16 protein-coding genes and 3 tRNA genes are annotated in these 15,441 nt (G+C 70.5%); 11 read left to right on the forward strand and 8 right to left on the reverse strand.

Going from position 1 to position 15,441, the window contains the following annotated elements; translation table 11 throughout:
* Positions 1-144 precede the first annotated feature (144 nt).
* Together hpt and tilS are read right to left on the reverse strand one after the other, a co-directional pair.
* Positions 145-696 carry a hypoxanthine phosphoribosyltransferase gene (hpt, locus tag HP445_RS12405; protein ID WP_017887686.1) on the reverse strand — a complete coding sequence of 184 codons (552 nt, stop codon included), beginning with the start codon at positions 694-696 and terminating at the stop codon, positions 145-147.
* A gap of 9 nt (positions 697-705) precedes the next feature.
* Positions 706-1,725 carry a tRNA lysidine(34) synthetase TilS gene (tilS, locus tag HP445_RS12410; RefSeq protein ID WP_128780252.1) on the reverse strand — a complete coding sequence of 340 codons (1,020 nt, stop codon included), beginning with the start codon at positions 1,723-1,725 and terminating at the stop codon, positions 706-708.
* Positions 1,726-1,789: 64 nt separating this feature from the next.
* Between tilS and HP445_RS12415 the strand changes: the two genes are divergently transcribed.
* Positions 1,790-2,281, forward strand: coding sequence for an inorganic diphosphatase (locus HP445_RS12415; RefSeq protein WP_128780253.1), 492 nt, complete (start codon positions 1,790-1,792; stop codon positions 2,279-2,281).
* Between the two features lie 241 nt (positions 2,282-2,522).
* Here HP445_RS12415 and HP445_RS18975 read toward each other — a convergent pair whose 3' ends face one another.
* Positions 2,523-3,980, reverse strand: coding sequence for a C40 family peptidase (locus HP445_RS18975; RefSeq protein WP_128780254.1), 1,458 nt, complete (start codon positions 3,978-3,980; stop codon positions 2,523-2,525).
* 34 nt (positions 3,981-4,014) lie between these two features.
* Positions 4,015-5,292 carry a M23 family metallopeptidase gene (locus tag HP445_RS12425; RefSeq protein WP_128780255.1) on the reverse strand — a complete coding sequence of 426 codons (1,278 nt, stop codon included), beginning with the start codon at positions 5,290-5,292 and terminating at the stop codon, positions 4,015-4,017.
* 258 nt (positions 5,293-5,550) lie between these two features.
* On the opposite strand from HP445_RS12425, the gene HP445_RS12430 reads away from it, so the two are divergent.
* From HP445_RS12430 to HP445_RS12440, 3 genes are all read left to right on the forward strand, one after another.
* A tRNA-Glu gene (locus tag HP445_RS12430) sits at positions 5,551-5,623 on the forward strand.
* A 60-nt stretch (positions 5,624-5,683) separates the two neighbouring features.
* A tRNA-Asp gene (locus HP445_RS12435) sits at positions 5,684-5,760 on the forward strand.
* 1 nt (position 5,761) lies between these two features.
* Positions 5,762-5,834 (forward strand) — tRNA-Phe (locus tag HP445_RS12440).
* Positions 5,835-5,974: 140 nt separating this feature from the next.
* On the opposite strand, the gene HP445_RS12445 is transcribed toward HP445_RS12440, so the two are convergent.
* The gene (locus HP445_RS12445; protein WP_071404504.1) at positions 5,975-6,985 is read right to left on the reverse strand and encodes an aldo/keto reductase family protein; all 1,011 of its coding nucleotides are present in this window, start codon (positions 6,983-6,985) and stop codon (positions 5,975-5,977) included.
* Between the two features lie 405 nt (positions 6,986-7,390).
* Here HP445_RS12445 and HP445_RS12450 point away from each other — a divergent pair, with 405 nt between their 5' ends.
* Positions 7,391-8,383, forward strand: a complete 993-nt coding sequence (locus HP445_RS12450; RefSeq protein WP_128780256.1) for an NAD-dependent epimerase/dehydratase family protein — start codon at positions 7,391-7,393, stop codon at positions 8,381-8,383.
* Between the two features lie 121 nt (positions 8,384-8,504).
* On the opposite strand, the gene rocD is transcribed toward HP445_RS12450, so the two are convergent.
* Together rocD and ddaH are read right to left on the reverse strand one after the other, a co-directional pair.
* On the reverse strand, positions 8,505-9,734 hold the full coding sequence (gene rocD / locus HP445_RS12455) for an ornithine--oxo-acid transaminase (RefSeq protein WP_128780257.1): 1,230 nt from the start codon (positions 9,732-9,734) through the stop codon (positions 8,505-8,507).
* Entirely contained in the window at positions 9,734-10,642 is a 909-nt protein-coding gene (gene ddaH, locus HP445_RS12460; RefSeq protein WP_071245287.1) for a dimethylargininase, read from the reverse strand. The genes rocD and ddaH overlap by 1 nt, the downstream gene beginning before the upstream one ends.
* A gap of 303 nt (positions 10,643-10,945) precedes the next feature.
* Between ddaH and HP445_RS12465 the strand changes: the two genes are divergently transcribed.
* The 4 genes from HP445_RS12465 to HP445_RS12480 are packed head-to-tail and all read left to right on the forward strand — an operon-like array spanning position 10,946 to position 13,369.
* Entirely contained in the window at positions 10,946-11,383 is a 438-nt protein-coding gene (locus HP445_RS12465; protein WP_017887694.1) for an Lrp/AsnC family transcriptional regulator, read from the forward strand.
* A 10-nt stretch (positions 11,384-11,393) separates the two neighbouring features.
* Positions 11,394-11,774, forward strand: coding sequence for a hypothetical protein (locus HP445_RS12470; RefSeq protein WP_128780258.1), 381 nt, complete (start codon positions 11,394-11,396; stop codon positions 11,772-11,774).
* A 3-nt stretch (positions 11,775-11,777) separates the two neighbouring features.
* Complete coding sequence (locus tag HP445_RS12475) at positions 11,778-12,611, forward strand: nitroreductase family protein (protein ID WP_027467047.1); 834 nt, start codon at positions 11,778-11,780, stop codon at positions 12,609-12,611.
* Positions 12,608-13,369, forward strand: coding sequence for a YqjF family protein (locus HP445_RS12480; protein ID WP_206647596.1), 762 nt, complete (start codon positions 12,608-12,610; stop codon positions 13,367-13,369). The genes HP445_RS12475 and HP445_RS12480 overlap by 4 nt, the downstream gene beginning before the upstream one ends.
* 12 nt (positions 13,370-13,381) lie before the next feature.
* Here the strand turns inward: HP445_RS12480 and HP445_RS12485 are convergent, their stop codons facing one another.
* Positions 13,382-14,002 carry a hypothetical protein gene (locus tag HP445_RS12485; protein WP_128780259.1) on the reverse strand — a complete coding sequence of 207 codons (621 nt, stop codon included), beginning with the start codon at positions 14,000-14,002 and terminating at the stop codon, positions 13,382-13,384.
* 99 nt (positions 14,003-14,101) lie between these two features.
* Here HP445_RS12485 and HP445_RS12490 point away from each other — a divergent pair, with 99 nt between their 5' ends.
* Both HP445_RS12490 and HP445_RS12495 read left to right on the forward strand, forming a co-directional pair.
* A complete protein-coding gene (locus HP445_RS12490; protein ID WP_111045601.1) occupies positions 14,102-15,097 on the forward strand; it encodes an SDR family oxidoreductase in 996 nt (331 codons plus the stop codon).
* Positions 15,094-15,435: a hypothetical protein gene (locus HP445_RS12495; RefSeq protein ID WP_128780260.1), complete on the forward strand. Its 342-nt coding sequence runs from the start codon at positions 15,094-15,096 to the stop codon at positions 15,433-15,435. The genes HP445_RS12490 and HP445_RS12495 overlap by 4 nt, the downstream gene beginning before the upstream one ends.
* The last annotated feature ends 6 nt before the right edge of the window (positions 15,436-15,441 follow it).

Raw genomic sequence — 15,441 nt, forward strand, 5'->3', positions numbered from 1 at the left:
AGTGCCCGACACCTTTCTCTGCCGAAGTTGCGTGCAGGTCAGCATACGGCCGCGATTCTGTGGCGAGAATGGGTGTCCTCTGCGGGCGAACTCACCCCCGGGCCAGAGTCGGCCGAGTGCGACCCGAGCGCGGCGGGCCGCCCGTCAGGAGTAGACGTGCGGAGCGAGGACGCCGACGCCGCGCAGGTTGCGGTAGCGCTCGTCGTAGTCCAGGCCGTAGCCGACCACGAAGGCGTCGGGGATGTCGAAGCCCACGTACTTCACGTCGACCTCGACCTTGGCGGCCTCGGGCTTGCGCAGCAGGGCGACGATCTCGACGCTCGCGGCACCACGGGACTGCAGGTTCTGCTTGAGCCACGACAGGGTCAGACCGGAGTCGATGATGTCCTCGACGATCAGGACGTCGCGCCCGTGCAGGTCGGTGTCGAGGTCCTTGAGGATCCGCACCACACCGGACGACTTCGTGCCGGAGCCGTACGACGACACCGCCATCCAGTCCATCCGCGCCTGCATCTTGAGGTGGCGCGAGAAGTCCGCCATCACCATGACGGCACCCTTGAGCACCCCGACGAGCAGCGGGTCGCGGCCCGCGTAGTCGGCGTCGACGACCGCCGCGAGCTCGGCGAGCTTCTCGTCGATCTGCTCGGGGGTGAAGAGCACTTCGGACAGGTCTGCCTGGACGTCGGAGAGTTCCACCACGCCAGCCTAACCGGCGCTGAACTCGATGCGGTCGCCGGTCCGCGTGGCACGGACGCCCGGCAGGTCGATCGGGCCCTGTCCGCTCCAGTCCGTGACGAGCCGGCAGACCTCGAGCGTCTGCACGCGCGACAGCGTCACCCCGAACTCGCTCTCCACCGCCAGGCGCACGAGTCGCTGCCGGAGCGCCGGCGGGTTCGCTCCGAGCGCCCGCACCGACAGCGAGATACCCGCCTCGGAGTGCTCGGCGATGTCCTCCGCGATCTCCTCGGCGAAGTGGTCGAGCGCCGCGGAGTCCTCGCGCAGCTGGTCGGCCGTGCGGGCCAGGGCCTCGGGCACCCCGGCACCGAGCTCCCGTTCGAGCACCGGCAGCAGGGTGTTCCGCACCCGCACCCGTGCGTACGCGGGGTCGTCGTTCTGCGGGTCGCGCCACGGCGCCAGCCCCGCTGCGGCGCACGCCTGCCGGGTCGCGTGGCGCCGGACCGACAGGAGCGGCCGGCCGTAGGCCGGACCGCCGTCGCGCCGAGCGAGCGGCTGCATGCCGGACAGGCTGTCCGGCCCGCTGCCACGCAGCAGACCGAGCAGTACCGTCTCGGCCTGGTCGTCCAGGGTGTGGCCCAGCAGCACCAGGGGTGACCCGGCGGCGGCCGCGACCTCGGCGATCGACGCGTGGCGGGCCTCCCGGGCGGCGCCTTCCGGACCACCGTCGGAGCCGACCGTGACCCTGCGGACCGTCACCGGGTCGAGTCCCAGCTCGGATGCCTGCCGGGAGGCGCGGCTCGCGACCGCCTCGGAGCCCGCCTGGAGCGCGTGGTCGACGACCACCGCCCCGGCCCGGAGACCCTGCTTGCCCGCTTCGAACGCGGTGGCCGCCGCCAGGGCGAGCGAGTCCGGTCCGCCGCTCAGTGCGACGAGCACCAGGTCGCCTGCGGCGACCACGCCGTCGTCGACAGCTGCGGCGAGCAGGTCGCGGACGGCCAGGCGGGTCTCGGCGACGGCGGGGTCGAGCCGGGGACGCGGAGAGTTCACCCGGTAACGTTAGCCGCGCTTTCGCAACACACGACAGTCCCCGAAGCAGACACAGGAGCGCAACATGGCCGCGTACGACGTCGTCGTCGAGATCCCCAAGGGCAGCCGCAACAAGTACGAGGTGGACCACGAGACCGGTCGCGTCTACCTCGACCGCGTGCTGTTCACCTCGTTCGTCTACCCCACCGACTACGGGTTCTTCGAGAAGACCCTGGCCGACGACGGTGACCCCGTGGACGCGCTGCTGCTGCTCGAGTTCCCGACGTTCCCCGGCGTCGGCGTCAAGGTCCGCCCCGTCGGCGTCTTCAAGATGAGCGACGAGGCCGGCATCGACGAGAAGGTCCTCGTCGTCCCCGCCAAGGACCCGCGCTGGGCCCACATCCAGGACATCGCGGACGTGCCGGAGCAGACGAAGGCCGAGATCGCGCACTTCTTCGAGCGCTACAAGGACCTCGAGCCGAACAAGTGGGTCAAGGCCGAGGGCTGGGGCGACGCCGCCGAGGCCGAGCGCATCGTGCAGGCCGGTCAGGCCGCGTACGTGCCCGGCTCGCACTGACGATCCCCTGACGACGAACGGCGCCCGCTCTCCTTCCGGAGGGCGGGCGCCGTTCTGTGGTGCTGCTGTCGCGCGGGGCGGGGCGGGGCGTGCGGGGGCGCGGGCGTGCGTGGGCGCGCCTGGTGGAAACGGGCGTACCGGGTGGAAACGGGCGTACCTGGTGCGTTGATCCGTGCAGGTACGCCCGATCTCGCTTGGTACCGCAGCCGCTCTGGGAAAGAACGGGCACTCCGGGAGCGGGCTACAGGGAACCGCTCGGGCGGGCGACGTACGGCATGAGCTGGTTCGGCAGCCAGATGGCGCGCTCGACGACGCCGACGCCGGGGCGCGCGGCCTCGACCATGGTGCCGTAGCTCGTCACGATCGAGTCGTGGTACGCCCCCGAGGCCGTGCCGTTCGACGAGTAGAACAGGATGTCGCCGGGCTGGCGCTGGGACAGCGGGACGAGGCGGCCGATCGACTTGAAGTAGTTGTACTGCCAGACGACGTTGTGTCCGCCGGTCGCGATGCCCTGCGAGTTGTAGGCCATCATCACGAGGCCGGAGCAGTCCCAGGTGTTCGGGCCGGCGCCGGTCAGGACGTACGGCTCGCCGAGCTGGGCACGGGCGAACGCGATGGCACCGGCGGCCTTCGAGGGGCTGCTCGGGGCAGGAGCGGGGGCCGGGGCGGGCGCCGGTGCGGGGGCGGGGGCCGGAGCAGGCGCGGGTGCCGGCTTGCTCGGGGTGCTCGGCTTCGCGGGGGTGCCGGGGTTCGACGGGGTGCTGGGCTTGGACGGCGTGCTCGGGACGGCCGGGGTGGAGGTCCCGCCGCCGGTGCTGCCGGTGCCGCCCGTGTTGCCCGTATTGCCGGTGTTGCCGCCGCTCGTGCCGCCGCCGGTGGCGTTCCCGGTGCCGGAGCCGTTCCCGGTGCCGGCGTCGCGCGTCTGCTTCGCGATGGCGGCCGCGGCGGCCTTCGCCTGCTGCGCACTCCAGTACGCGGTCTCCGTCGCGACGCTCGTGCCCTTCAGGTACGCGAGCTGGCGCAGGACCTCGGCCTGCTGATCCTGTTCCTTCTGCACCCGGGCCTGGGCGCCTGCGGCCACGTCGTTGGCCGTCGCGAAGGTGGTCTTCGTCGCCTCGGTCGCCTTGCGCAGGGCCGTCTCTGCCGCGGACTGCTGGGCGGCCAGGGACTCGACGGTCTTCTGGTCGGCGCGCGCCTCGGCCAGGACGGTCGCGGAGCGTTCGGACAGGTGCGACATCGTGCCGACGCGGTAGAGCAGGTCCTTCGAGTCCGACGAGTCCATGAGCATGGTCGTCGACAGGTCACCGCCGCCCGTGCGGGACAGCTCGACCACGAGCCCGGCGACCTGGCCGGCCGAGTCGTCCGCCCGGGCCTTCGCACGCTTCGACTGCGCGGACAGGTCGGCGAGGGTGTCCTTCGCCTCCTGCTGCTGCGACGCCGCGAGGGCGTACGCCTGCCCGGCCTGCTGCTCGGCGACACCGGCCTGGTCGGCGGCGTCCTGCAGCGTGCCCAGCCGGTCGCTCAGCTCGTCGACCGTCTGCTGGGCGTCGGCCGCATCGGACTTGGCGGCCTTGACGTCGTCCCACGACGGACCCGAGGGTGCGGCCTGGGCCGGTCCGGCGATGACGACCGAGAGGCCGATGCCGAGCACGGCGATGGTCGCGATCCCGCAGGAGAACGAGCGAGCGGAGGTGGTCATGACGTGGGTCGACGCCTTCTGGTGGCGCTGATGCTCATACCGAGATCCCCCGCGCTGCCATGAAGGGGACCGGGTCGACGGCAGCGCCGTTGATCCGGGTCTCGAAGTGGAGGTGGCACCCGGTCGACCAGCCGGTCGAGCCGATCTTGGCGATCTGCTGTCCCGCGGTGACGTGCTGGCCGGCGGTGACCATGATCCCGCCGTCGACGACGTGGCCGTACGCGGTGGAGATGCCGCCGCCGTTGTCGAGGATGACCTCGTTGCCGTACCCGCCACCGTTGCCGGCGAAGGTGACGGTGCCGTCGTGGGCCGCGTAGATCGGGGCGTAGCAGGCCGGGGCCAGGTCGACGCCGGCGTGCAGGGCGCTGACGTGCGTGTAGGGGTCGACGCGGTAGCCGTAGGGGCTGGTCTGGAACCCGCCCGCGGGTCGGACCCACCCGGCCGGGTTGGCGCTGCCGCCACCGGTGCCGCCCTGGCTGGTCGCCGCGGCCTTGGCTGCTGCCTTCGCGGCGGCTGCTGCGAGGCGGGCCTGGCGGGCCTTCTCGGCGGCGACGCCCTTGCGGTAGTCGGCCTCGACGCCGCGCTGCTTCGAGGTGAGCGCGGTCAGCTGTGCCTCGAGCCGGGACTCGTTGTCGTTCTGGGCGTCCACCGCGGTCTGTGCGGCGTCGGCGGCACCCTGGGCCTGCTGCATCTTCGACTGTGCGGCGTCGGCCAGGTCCCCGAGGGCCTGCTTGGCGCGGTCGGCCTTGTCGGCGAGGCCCTGGGCCACACCGCGGTCCTGCGAGGCCTGCGCGTAGATGCCCTCGGACTGCTCGCTGAGCTTCGACATGGCGCCGAGCTCGTAGAGCAGGTCGCCGGAGTCGGACGGGTGCGTGAGGATGTCCGTCGTCACGTCGTCACCGCTGGTGCGACCGAGCTGGGCGGCGAGCTGACCGGCCTGCTCCTCGGACCGTGCGGCGGTCTGCTTGGCCTCATCGGCCTGCGACTGGAACTTCTTCTGCTTGAGCGTCGCCTCGTCGTACTTGTTCTGCGCGGCCTGGTACGCCTCGCCCGCGGCCTGCGCGGCCTTCTGCTTGGCAGCGGCCTCGCTCTTCAGCGACGAGATGAGCGACTTGATCTCGCTGACCTTGGCCTGCTGGGCACTGGTCGACGACTTCGCCTGCTGCACCTCGTCCCAGCTGGGGTAGCTCGCGGCACTGGCGGACGACGCCGGGGCGAGGACCGCGAGCGTGCCGGCGGTGAGCGCGACGGCGACCGCGGCGGCGATCAGGCGGCTGCGGGAGCGGAGGGAGAAGGGAATGGAGGTCGACATGTATCTCGATTTCGTAACAGCGCGGCAAGGCTCACGCACGTAACACTGTTAACAGGTGCAACAGTAACAACACGGGTCGCAGGCTCGACAGCCCCTCGGACGAGGGGTGCGGCCGCCGACGATGCTCGCACCGACAGCATCGGAGACCCGTGCGCTGACGCCGCGACACGCCGGGGATGCACGGTTGGCGGGGTCGGATTTGTGAAACCCGGGGGGCGTCCGTATGCTTGTCCATCGGTAGCGCGATGCACTGCTTGCGGCCCTATCGTTTAGTGGCCTAGGACACCGCCCTTTCACGGCGGCAGCACGGGTTCGAATCCCGTTGGGGTCACTCCTTGAGTGAGCGAGCAAGTAGTACTGAACAACACCACAGCAAGACACAACACAACATGGCCCTGTAGCGCAGCTGGTTAGCGTGCCGCCCTGTCACGGCGGAGGTCGCGGGTTCAAGTCCCGTCAGGGTCGCCACGGCTGGATAGCTCAGTTGGTAGAGCGTTCGACTGAAAATCGAAAGGTCCACGGATCGATGCCGTGTCCAGCCACCGGTGAAGGCCCCCTGCTTCGGCAGGGGGCCTTTTCCGTTGTCTGGCCGGTGTGACCTGCTCGCAAAACACCGGTGTTCGCGCATCGAGCCGCGGCATGCGCGTGTTCAACGGGCGAACACCGGTGTTTTGCGGACTGCCTAGGCCTCGCGGGTCTTCGGGCTGCTGTCGTTCGTCTTCGCGGGGTCGCGCTCGACCACGGCGCCCAGGGCATCGTCGATCCGCGACATGAGCTCCGCGGGGATCGTGACGCCGGCAGCGCCCGCGTTGTCGTGCACCTGCTCCGGACGCGAGGCACCGATGATCGCCGAAGCGACGTTCTCGTTCTGCAGGACCCAAGCGACCGCGAGCTGCGCCATCGACAGGTTCAGCTCGTCGGCGACCGGCTGCAGCTCCTGCACCGAGGACAGCACCTCGTCGCGCATGAACCGCTTGATCATGTCCGCGCCGCCCTTGTCGTCGGTCGCGCGGGAGCCCTCGGGCAGCGGCTGACCCGGCTTGTACTTACCGGTGAGCACACCCTGGGCGATCGGTGACCAGACGATCTGCGAGATGCCGAGTTCCTTCGAGGTGGGGACGACCTCGTCCTCGATGACCCGCCACAGTGCCGAGTACTGGGGCTGGTTCGAGATGAGCTGGAAGCCGAGGTCCTTCGCGAGCGCAGCGCCGGCCCGCAGCTGGTCCGCGGTCCACTCGCTGACGCCGACGTACAGGACCTTGCCCTGGCGCACGATGTCCGCGAAGGCCTGCATCGTCTCTTCGAGCGGGGTCTCGTGGTCGTATCGGTGCGCCTGGTACAGGTCGACGTAGTCCGTCTGCAGCCGCTGCAGCGAGCCGTCGATCGACTCGAGGATGTGCTTGCGGGACAGTCCGGTGTCGTTGTGGCCCTTCGGACCGGTCGGGCCGAACACCTTCGTGGCGATCTCGAGGGACTGGCGCCGCTCGCCCTTGAGTGCTTCGCCGAGGACCGTCTCGGCGCCGGTGTTGGCGTAGACGTCGGCGGTGTCGAACGTCGAGATGCCGACCTCGAGGGCCGCCTTGACGCAGGCGATCGCCGCGTCGTTCTCGACCTGGGATGCGTGGGTGAGCCAGTTGCCGTAGGTGATCTCGGAGACCTTGAGGCCCGAGTTGCCGAGGTAGCGGTACTCCATGTGCGTGTCACTCCTGTCGTGGGGCGCGTCGGTGCGACCCGAACCGTGACGGTAGTCCGCGGGTCGATGCCGGGACCCAGCGGCAGTCCCCGGCGGCAGGACGAAACCCCGGCGATGTGGCCTGGGCCAGTGATCGTTCCGGGGTCTACAGCACTCCGTTCCCACAACGCCGAGCGCGGTGCATAGGCAAGGTCATGACACCGTTTCAATTGCCCGACGATCTCGACGGCACCCTCCGTCTCCTCTTCCACGCGTTTCGCGTCGGCGAGTTCGTCCTCCGCACCGTCGAACGCCTTGCCGTCACCAGGAGACGGCGGCCGTGCTCGGTGCCCGACCCAGCCTCTGAGGTGCAGGATCGAAAGGGTTGCGGCACGGAGCGGTGCCGCCGGAAGCGAGGGAGCATCCATGACCGGAGCGAGCGTGTTGTTCATCGGCGGGAGCGGCGTGATCAGCGCCGCCTGCGTCCGGGAAGCCGTCGAGCAGGGGTTCGACGTCACCGTGCTCAACCGGGGGACCACCGGGGGCAGGCCGATCCCGGAGGGTGTGACGCGCCTCCAGGCCGATGTGTCGGACCGCAGCGCACTGGCGGACGCACTCGGCGACCAGCGTTTCGACGTGGTCGTGAACTGGATTGCCTTCACGCCGGACCAGGTGCAGGCCGACGTCGACTTCTTCGCCGGGCGGACGCGGCAGTACGTGTTCATCAGCTCGGCTTCGGCGTACCAGACGCCGGCGACGCACCTGCCGATCACGGAGTCGACGCCGCTGAAGAACCCGTACTGGCAGTACTCACGCGACAAGATCGCGTGCGAGGAGCTGCTGATGGAGGCGTACCGGGAGCAGGACTTCCCGGTGACGATCGTGCGGCCGTCGCACACCTACGACGAGACGAAGCTGCCGCTGACCGGCGGCTGGACCGCGGTCGCTCGGATGCGTGCCGGCAAGCCGGTCATCATCACCGGCGACGGCACCTCGCTGTGGACCCTGACGCACAGCCGCGACTTCGCGGTCGGGTTCACGGGGCTGCTCGACCGGGCCGAGGCGATCGGTGAGCCCTTCACGATCACGAGCGATGAGGCGCCGACGTGGAACGCCATCGCGCACGAGATCGCTGCGGCGGCCGGGGTCGAGGACCTGCGGATCGTGCACGTGCCGGCGGACGCGATCAACGCCGTCGACCCCGAGTGGGGCGCGGCGCTGCTCGGCGACAAGGCGAACAGCTCGGTGTTCGACAACAGCAAGGTCCGGTCGCTCGTGCCGTGGTACCGGCCGCGCACGACCTACCGGCAGAGTGTGCGCGAGGTCATCGCCTGGTACGAGGCGCACCCCGAGGAGCAGGTCGTCGACGAGCGGCTCGATGCCCTGATGGACGAGTTGGCGGCGCGCTGGGCGGTGTGAGCCGCACTTGGTGAGCAGAAATGGTCGGGTGCCGTGTGGCGACCCGACCATTTCTGCTCACGAAACTCGCGAAGCGCGCGCGAGCGCGAGCGCGCGGGCGCGCGAGCCCGCGGCGCGCCCGTCAGGCGCGAGCGGTCAGCACGTCCGCCAGGGTTCCGATCGCGAAGCGCACCTCGTCGTCGGTGACGACGAGGGGCGGCGCGAAGCGGATCGTCGACCCGTGGGTGTCCTTCACCAGGAGCCCGCGGTCGGCGAGGTCCTTCGAGATCTGCTTGCCGGTGCCGAGCGCGGGGTCGATGTCGATCCCGGCCCAGAGTCCGGCGACCCGGTGCGAGACGACACCCTTGCCGAGCAGGTCGTCGAGCAGGCCCCGCAACAGCGGTTCGCCGTCGAGGGCCCGCTGCTGGAAGGTGCCCTCTCCGAGCATCGCCACGACCTCGGCGCCGACGGCTGCGGCGAGCGGGTTGCCGCCGAAGGTCGATCCGTGTTCGCCGGGGCGCAGGACGCCCAGGACATCGCGCGAGCCCACCACCGCGGACACCGGCACGATGCCGCCACCGAGGGCCTTGCCCAGTGTGATCAGGTCGGGACGCACCCCGACGCGCTGCACCGCGAGCGTGTGCCCCGTGCGACCGAGGCCGGACTGGATCTCGTCGGCGATGAACAACGCACCGAACTCGTCACAGACCGCGCGGACTTCAGGGAGGTACGACTCCGGCGGGATGACCACGCCGCCCTCACCCTGGATCGGCTCGAGCAGCACGGCCACGACGGTCTCGTCCATCGCCTCGCGCAGAGCCGCAGCGTCGCCGTACGGCACCGTGCGGAAGCCGGGCGTGAACGGCCCGAAGTCGTCGTGGGCCGAGGGGTCGTCGGAGAACGAGATGATGGTCGTGGTGCGCCCGTGGAAGTTCCCGGACGCGACGATGATCGTCGCCCGCTCGGCCGGCACGCCCTTGACGCGGTAGCCCCAGGCGCGGGCCACCTTGATCGCGGACTCGACGGCCTCGGCACCGGTGTTCATCGGCAGGACCATCTCGGTCTCCGTCAACGCCGCCAGTGCTGCGGCGAACGGGCCGAGCTGGTCGTTCACGAAGGCGCGGCTGGTCAGCGTCACGCGGTCGAGCTGCGCCCGTGCGGCGTCGAGCAGCCGCGGGTTGCCGTGGCCGAAGTTCACCGCCGAGTACGCGGCGAGGCCGTCCAGGTACTGCTTGCCGTCGACGTCGGTGACGGTCGCTCCCTGACCCGACGCGATGACGACGGGCAGCGGGCTGTAGTTGTGCGCGAGGGCGCGGTCCTCGACGGCGAGCGCCGCCGCGGTGTTGACCCCGAGCGACGCTGCCGCCGACATCAGCTGACCCCGAGCGAACGCGCGACCGAGGTGCCGGTGCCGACCGGGTGCAGGTCGAGGGTGCAGCACTTCACGCCGCCACCGCCGAGCAGCAGCTCGGACAGGTCGACGCCGATCGGGTTGTAGCCCTTCTCGCGCAGCTGCTCGGCGAACCGGACAGCCCGGGCGGCGATCACGACGTTGTACCCGTCGGAGTACGAGTTCAGGCCGAGGATCGCGGCGTCCTCTTCCGTGGCGATGATCGCGTCCGGGAAGCGCTCGCGCAGGATCGCCAGCGACGGCTCGTCGAAGGCGCTTTCCAGGTACGCGATGTTGCTCGTCCCGTCGACGGCGGGCTCGGGGTCGAGCACGGCGATGGCGGTGTCGAGGTGGTAGAAGCTCGGGTTGATGAGCTTGAGCGTCACGACCTCGCGGCCGTAGATCTTCGCGAGCTCGTCGTGCGAGGTGCTGTCCGACCGGAAGCCGGTGCCGGCGAAGATCGTGTCCCCGATGAGCAGGAAGTCACCCTCGCCCTCGTTGGTCTGCTCCGGCTCGGCGACGGTCAGACCGGCCTGGCGGAACCAGTCCATGTACGCGGGGCCCTCGGGCTGGCGCTCGGGGTACTGGAACTTCGCGCCGTACGCGATGCCGTCGAGGACGAACCCGCCGTTGGCCGCGTAGACCATGTCCGGCAGGCCGTCGATCGGGTCGATGTACGAGATGTCGAAGCCGAGCTGCTCGTAGACGGCGACGAGCGACTCCCACTGCTCGACGGCCTTCGACGTGTCGGTCGGCTCCTCCGGGTGCATCCACGGGTTGATCCGGTAGCTCACGGTGTAGAAGTCCGGCTTGCACATCAGGATCGTGCGCTTGGTGGCGACACGGGCCGGGGTGGCGACGGACTCGGGGGCGGGTGCGGTGTTCGACATCAGTCCTCCTGGAAGGGACCGGGGCCCGAGCCTGCCAGGAACCGAAACGGAACGAGGAGAAGAGCTCCGGTGAGATGCAGGCTCACTCACCGCAGCGGACCAGGTCGACGCCGAGTCGATCCTTCCACAGACTCACCGCAGCGGAACAGTGACACTCATGCATCGACGCCGAGTCGGTCCTGGCACAGACCGTCCACGGAGTGCAGTCCCCCGCCTGCGGGACCGTGACACCCGTTCGGGTGACGCACGTTTCGTGCGCGAGACCCACCAGCCTCGCAACAAGTCCGCGTACGATGGGGACAAATGGATACGCTCGACCACCGCATCCTGGATCAGCTCCGGGACAACGCCCGCGCCGGCTACGGCGACATCGGGTCGGTGGTCGGACTCTCGGCCTCGGCCGTCAAGCGCCGTGTCGACCGGCTGGTCGGTGACGGCGTCATCCAGGGCTTCACGATCAAGGTCGACCCCGCCGTCGAGGACCGCGGCACCGAGGCCTGGGTCGAGCTCTACTGCCGCGGCACCGTCTCGCCCGACGAGCTGCGTGCCCTGCTCGACACCGTCCCCGAGGTCATCGACGCCGGTACGGTCACCGGCAGCGCCGACGCCGTCGTGCACATGCGTTCGAAGGACCTGTCCGCGCTCGAGGAGGCGCTCGACAAGGTCCGCCTCGCACCCCAGGTCGACCACACCCGCTCCGCGATCGTGCTCTCCAAGCTCGTCAGTCGAGAGACCGCGTAACGTCCCACGCATGGGACGGAAGACGGCCGGGAGGCGCGGATCACCGCCCACGGGATCGCGTCCGGCCCGGCAGCTGGTCACCGCTGCGAGCGTCGCCTACGTCGCGAACTGCCTGTGGGGCACCGCGGTCGCCGTGCAGCTGATCCGCACGAAGAAGCTCCGTGTCGTGCACCACGGCCTGTTCGTCGTGACCGCGACCCTGACCGGCGTCGCCGCGACGACCCCCGCGTGGACCCGCGACCGGACCGCACTGTTCCTGCTGCCGGCACTCGTGCCCCTGGCGGTCGCTCCACGCACCGACCCGCGCTCCGGAGCACACTGGAAGGTCGCGGTCGCCGCCGCACCGTCCTACCTGGGGGCCGTGCTCGCCCGCAGGCGATCAGAGAGGTGAGCAGTGGAGCTGTTCGAGGCCATCCGACGACGACGCACGACGAACGGGCCGTTCCTGCCCGATCCGGTGTCGGACGAGCACCAGCGACTGCTCATGGAGCTCGCCGGCCGGGCGCCGTCGCAGCTCAACAGTCAGCCGTGGCGCTTCGTGCTGATCGAGGAGCGCCAGACGATCGACCGCGTCGCCGAGATCAGCGGCAGCTCGATGACCCGCACCATGGCCGAGGGCACGTTCTTCGAGCGGTACAAGCCGTACTTCCGGTTCTCGAAGGCCGAGATGGACGAGCGGCGCGACGGGATGCTGTTCGACAAGCTCCCCGGGCCGCTGCGGCCGTTCACGAAGCAGGTGTTCACGAAGCGCGGGCAGCTGCTCATGAACACGCTCCGGGTGCCGCAGACCCTGGGTGAGGAGAACCGGAAGCTCGTCGCCGGGTCGCCGCTGCTGCTCGGCGTGATGCTCGACCGCCACGAGTACCGGAAGGAGGAGCTGTCCGGCTTCTACTCGGTGTTCAGCATGGGCGCGGCGATGGAGAACATCTGGCTCGCGACGACCGAGCTCGGCCTGGGGATCCAGTTCGTGTCCTTCCCGATGGAGACCCCCGGCGCGTGGGAGGAGATCGAGGGACTGCTCCGCGTGCCCGAGTCGCTCGAGCTGATGGCCGTCTACCGGATCGGGTACCTGCCCCCGGAACGACGACGTCCGGCCATCGACTGGACGTCGAGCGAGCGGAAGCGTCCCTCGCAGTACGTGTTCCGCGGCACCTGCGACACCCCGCAGCGCGGGTGGGACGACGCACCCGTCGCAGCCCACATCGAACCGGAGGCGACCACATCGTGACCGACACCCGACCCACCCAGACCGCTCCGAGCCTCCAGGCCGTCGCCCCCGGCCTGCCGGGCCGCCCCTGGATCTCGCAGGACTGGCTCGACGTCGTCTTCGTGCACTGGCGCGTCGACGTGTCGGCGGTGGCCCCGCTGCTGCCGGCCGGCACGCGGCCCGACACGATGGCGCTCGACGGCACCGACGACGGGGTGACCACCTGGGTGGGCCTCATCGCGTTCCGGTTCGAGGACACGCGGTTCCCGCCGTTCTCGACCGGGAGCATCGGCGACTTCGTCGAGCTGAACGTCCGCGTCTACACGGTCGACGAGCAGGGGCAGCGCGGGGTGGTGTTCCTGTCGCTCGACGCCGGCAAGCTCCTGCCGACCATCGGCGCACGCGTCGCGACCGGGCTGCCGTACCGGTGGGCGGTCGCGGAGTCGCGCAGCGGTGACGGCCGCGTGGGGTACGCGATGCGTCGGCACGGCACCCACCTGCGGTCGATGCTCGACGTCCGGATCGGTGAGGCACTCGACGAGCCGGGGCCCCTCGAGACGTTCCTGACGGCGCGGTGGGGCATGCACGTGCACCGGGCCGGACGGACGCGGTTCTGGCCGAACGAGCACGAGTCGTGGCCGTTGCACCGGGCCTCGGTGGTGTCGCTGCGGGACGACCTGGTCGGGGCTGCCGGGCTGCCCTTCGGGCTGACGGAGCTCGAGCCGGACTCGGTGCTCTACTCGCCGGGGGTCACGACGCGGTTCGGTCGGGGGCGCTGAGGCCTGGCGACGTCAGTCGTGGGGTGACCGACGTGCGACGACGAACTGATGGACGGCGATCACGGCGCTGATCACCGCAAAGGCAGCGCCGAACGTCCAGGTCGTGCTCCGGTAGTCGGGGAGATCAGCGAGCGTCAGGCCGAGGATCGCGAGGACACCGCACCACACGGCGACGGCGAGTGCTGTCCACGCGACGACGAGGCGATCGATCCGCGGCACCGAGCGCGTGAAGCGGAACGCCGTCGGGACGCCGGCGACCGCACCGAACAGGGCGCCGAAGGGGAACCCGACGGTCAGGGTGGTGACCGACACGATGCCGACGCTCACGACCGCGACGACCACGCGGGTGACGTGGGACCGCCACGAGGCTCCGCGGCTCTGCTCGTCGTACGCGCGCCGACCCGTCACGAACAGGGCAACTGCGCCGACGGTCGCCACCACTGCGGCGGACGCCCCGACGACGAGCGCCAACGCACCACCGAAGGCGATCCCGAGGGCGACGTGTGCGGCGGCGAGGAGCAGCACGAGGACCGGGTACGTCCAGACCTCGCGCGGCCGGGTCGGTGTGTTGAGCACCCAACCGGGCGGCGCCTCCTCGGCAGGGCCGGCGGTGTCGGGGTCTCGGGTCTCCACCTGGCCATGATGTCCGATCGGTGCGTGCGTGGTTCGGGACGGCGAATTCGGGGGACAGCGGCTGAGTGGTGCACGGCCGGCCGCAGGTACAAGGGAGCCATGACTCGAGTGGCAGTGGTGACCGGTGGATCCGCAGGACTGGGACGGGCGACCGTCCGGGAGCTCGCCGCACGGGGGTGGGACGTGGCCGTCCTGGCCCGCGGGCAAGAAGGGGTCGACGCCGCCGTCGCCGAGGTCGAGGCTGCCGGGCGCCGCGGGCTGGCCCTGGTCGCCGACGTCTCCGACCGCGATGCCGTCGAGGCTGCGGCCGACCGGGTCGAGCAGGAGCTCGGACCGATCGACCTGTGGGTGAACGGCGTGATGGTCGGGGTGTTCGGGAAGTTCCTCGACACCGCCCCGGAGGACTTCGAGCGGGCGCTGCACGTGACCTACCTCGGCTTCGTGAACGGCACCCGGTCGGCACTGTCGCGGATGGTCCCCCGCGGTCGTGGGCACGTGATCCAGGTCGGTTCGGCGCTCGGGTTCCGCGGGATCCCACTGCAGGCCGCGTACTGCGGCGCGAAGCACGCGATCGTCGGGTTCACCGAGTCCGTCGTCTCCGAGCTGCGCGAACAGGGCAGCAAGGTCAAGGTGTCCCGCGTGGACATGCCGGCGCTCAACACGATCCAGTTCCAGTGGGTGAAGTCGAAGCTGCCGCACCACCCGCAGCCGGTCGCCCCGATCTACCAGCCCGAGGTCGGCGCCCGCGCCATCGCCGCCGTGGCCGAGCGACCGCGCAGCCGCACCTGGGTGGGCGAGTCGACCGTCTACACGATCCTCGGCAACCGGATCAGCGGACGCTTCGCCGACTGGTACGCCGCCAAGACCCTGGTCGACGGGCAGCAGGCCCCCGACAAGGACGGCCTCGAGATGCGGGACAACCTGTACGAGCCGGTTCCGGGCGACCACGGCGCGCACGGGGTCTTCGACGAGTCAGCGCACGCCTGGTCCCCGCAGACCTGGTGGGTGGAGCACCGCCGGGTCGGCAACGGCATCATCGGCGCGGTGCTCGGCGCGGCCGGTGCCGCTGCACTCGTCGTGGGACGCCGACGATGAGCCGCCGGTCGTCTGCCAGCAACGGGGCAGCCGTCGTCGAGCTGGCCCGGGCCGGGCTCGGCCTGTGGCACCTGAGCCGTGCGGCCCGAGGGTCTGATCAGGCCGTGCTGCACGGTGTGCTCGGGGTCCGGCAGCTCGCACAGGCCACGCTCGTCGCGCGGGCGGATTCCGGCAACGCGCACACCCTGAGCGCCGTCGTGGACACCCTGCACGGTGCAACGATGGTGCCGCTGGCCGTCGATCCGCGTCGACGCCGGTTCGCGGTCGACCAGCTCTGGATCGCCGCCGTCCTGGCGATCGCCGAGGCAGCGGTCGTCGGTCGCGGAGGGCGCCGCTGAGTCCTG

Origin of the sequence: Curtobacterium flaccumfaciens, assembly GCF_013359815.1 — a bacterium.
GTDB lineage: Bacteria > Actinomycetota > Actinomycetes > Actinomycetales > Microbacteriaceae > Curtobacterium > Curtobacterium flaccumfaciens.

Excerpts from the sequence above, each read along its gene's own strand:
- HP445_RS12495 (WP_128780260.1), top strand. The coding sequence starts at position 15,094 with ATGAGCCGCCGGTCGTCTGCCAGCAACGGGGCAGCCGTCGTCGAGCTG.
- HP445_RS12415 (WP_128780253.1), top strand. The coding sequence starts at position 1,790 with ATGGCCGCGTACGACGTCGTCGTCGAGATCCCCAAGGGCAGCCGCAAC.
- ddaH (WP_071245287.1), bottom strand. The coding sequence starts at position 10,642 with ATGTCGAACACCGCACCCGCCCCCGAGTCCGTCGCCACCCCGGCCCGT.
- HP445_RS18975 (WP_128780254.1), bottom strand. The coding sequence starts at position 3,980 with ATGACCACCTCCGCTCGCTCGTTCTCCTGCGGGATCGCGACCATCGCC.
- HP445_RS12465 (WP_017887694.1), top strand. The coding sequence starts at position 10,946 with ATGGATACGCTCGACCACCGCATCCTGGATCAGCTCCGGGACAACGCC.
- HP445_RS12425 (WP_128780255.1), bottom strand. The coding sequence starts at position 5,292 with ATGTCGACCTCCATTCCCTTCTCCCTCCGCTCCCGCAGCCGCCTGATC.
- rocD (WP_128780257.1), bottom strand. The coding sequence starts at position 9,734 with ATGTCGGCGGCAGCGTCGCTCGGGGTCAACACCGCGGCGGCGCTCGCC.
- HP445_RS12470 (WP_128780258.1), top strand. The coding sequence starts at position 11,394 with ATGGGACGGAAGACGGCCGGGAGGCGCGGATCACCGCCCACGGGATCG.
- HP445_RS12450 (WP_128780256.1), top strand. The coding sequence starts at position 7,391 with ATGACCGGAGCGAGCGTGTTGTTCATCGGCGGGAGCGGCGTGATCAGC.
- HP445_RS12490 (WP_111045601.1), top strand. The coding sequence starts at position 14,102 with ATGACTCGAGTGGCAGTGGTGACCGGTGGATCCGCAGGACTGGGACGG.
- HP445_RS12445 (WP_071404504.1), bottom strand. The coding sequence starts at position 6,985 with ATGGAGTACCGCTACCTCGGCAACTCGGGCCTCAAGGTCTCCGAGATC.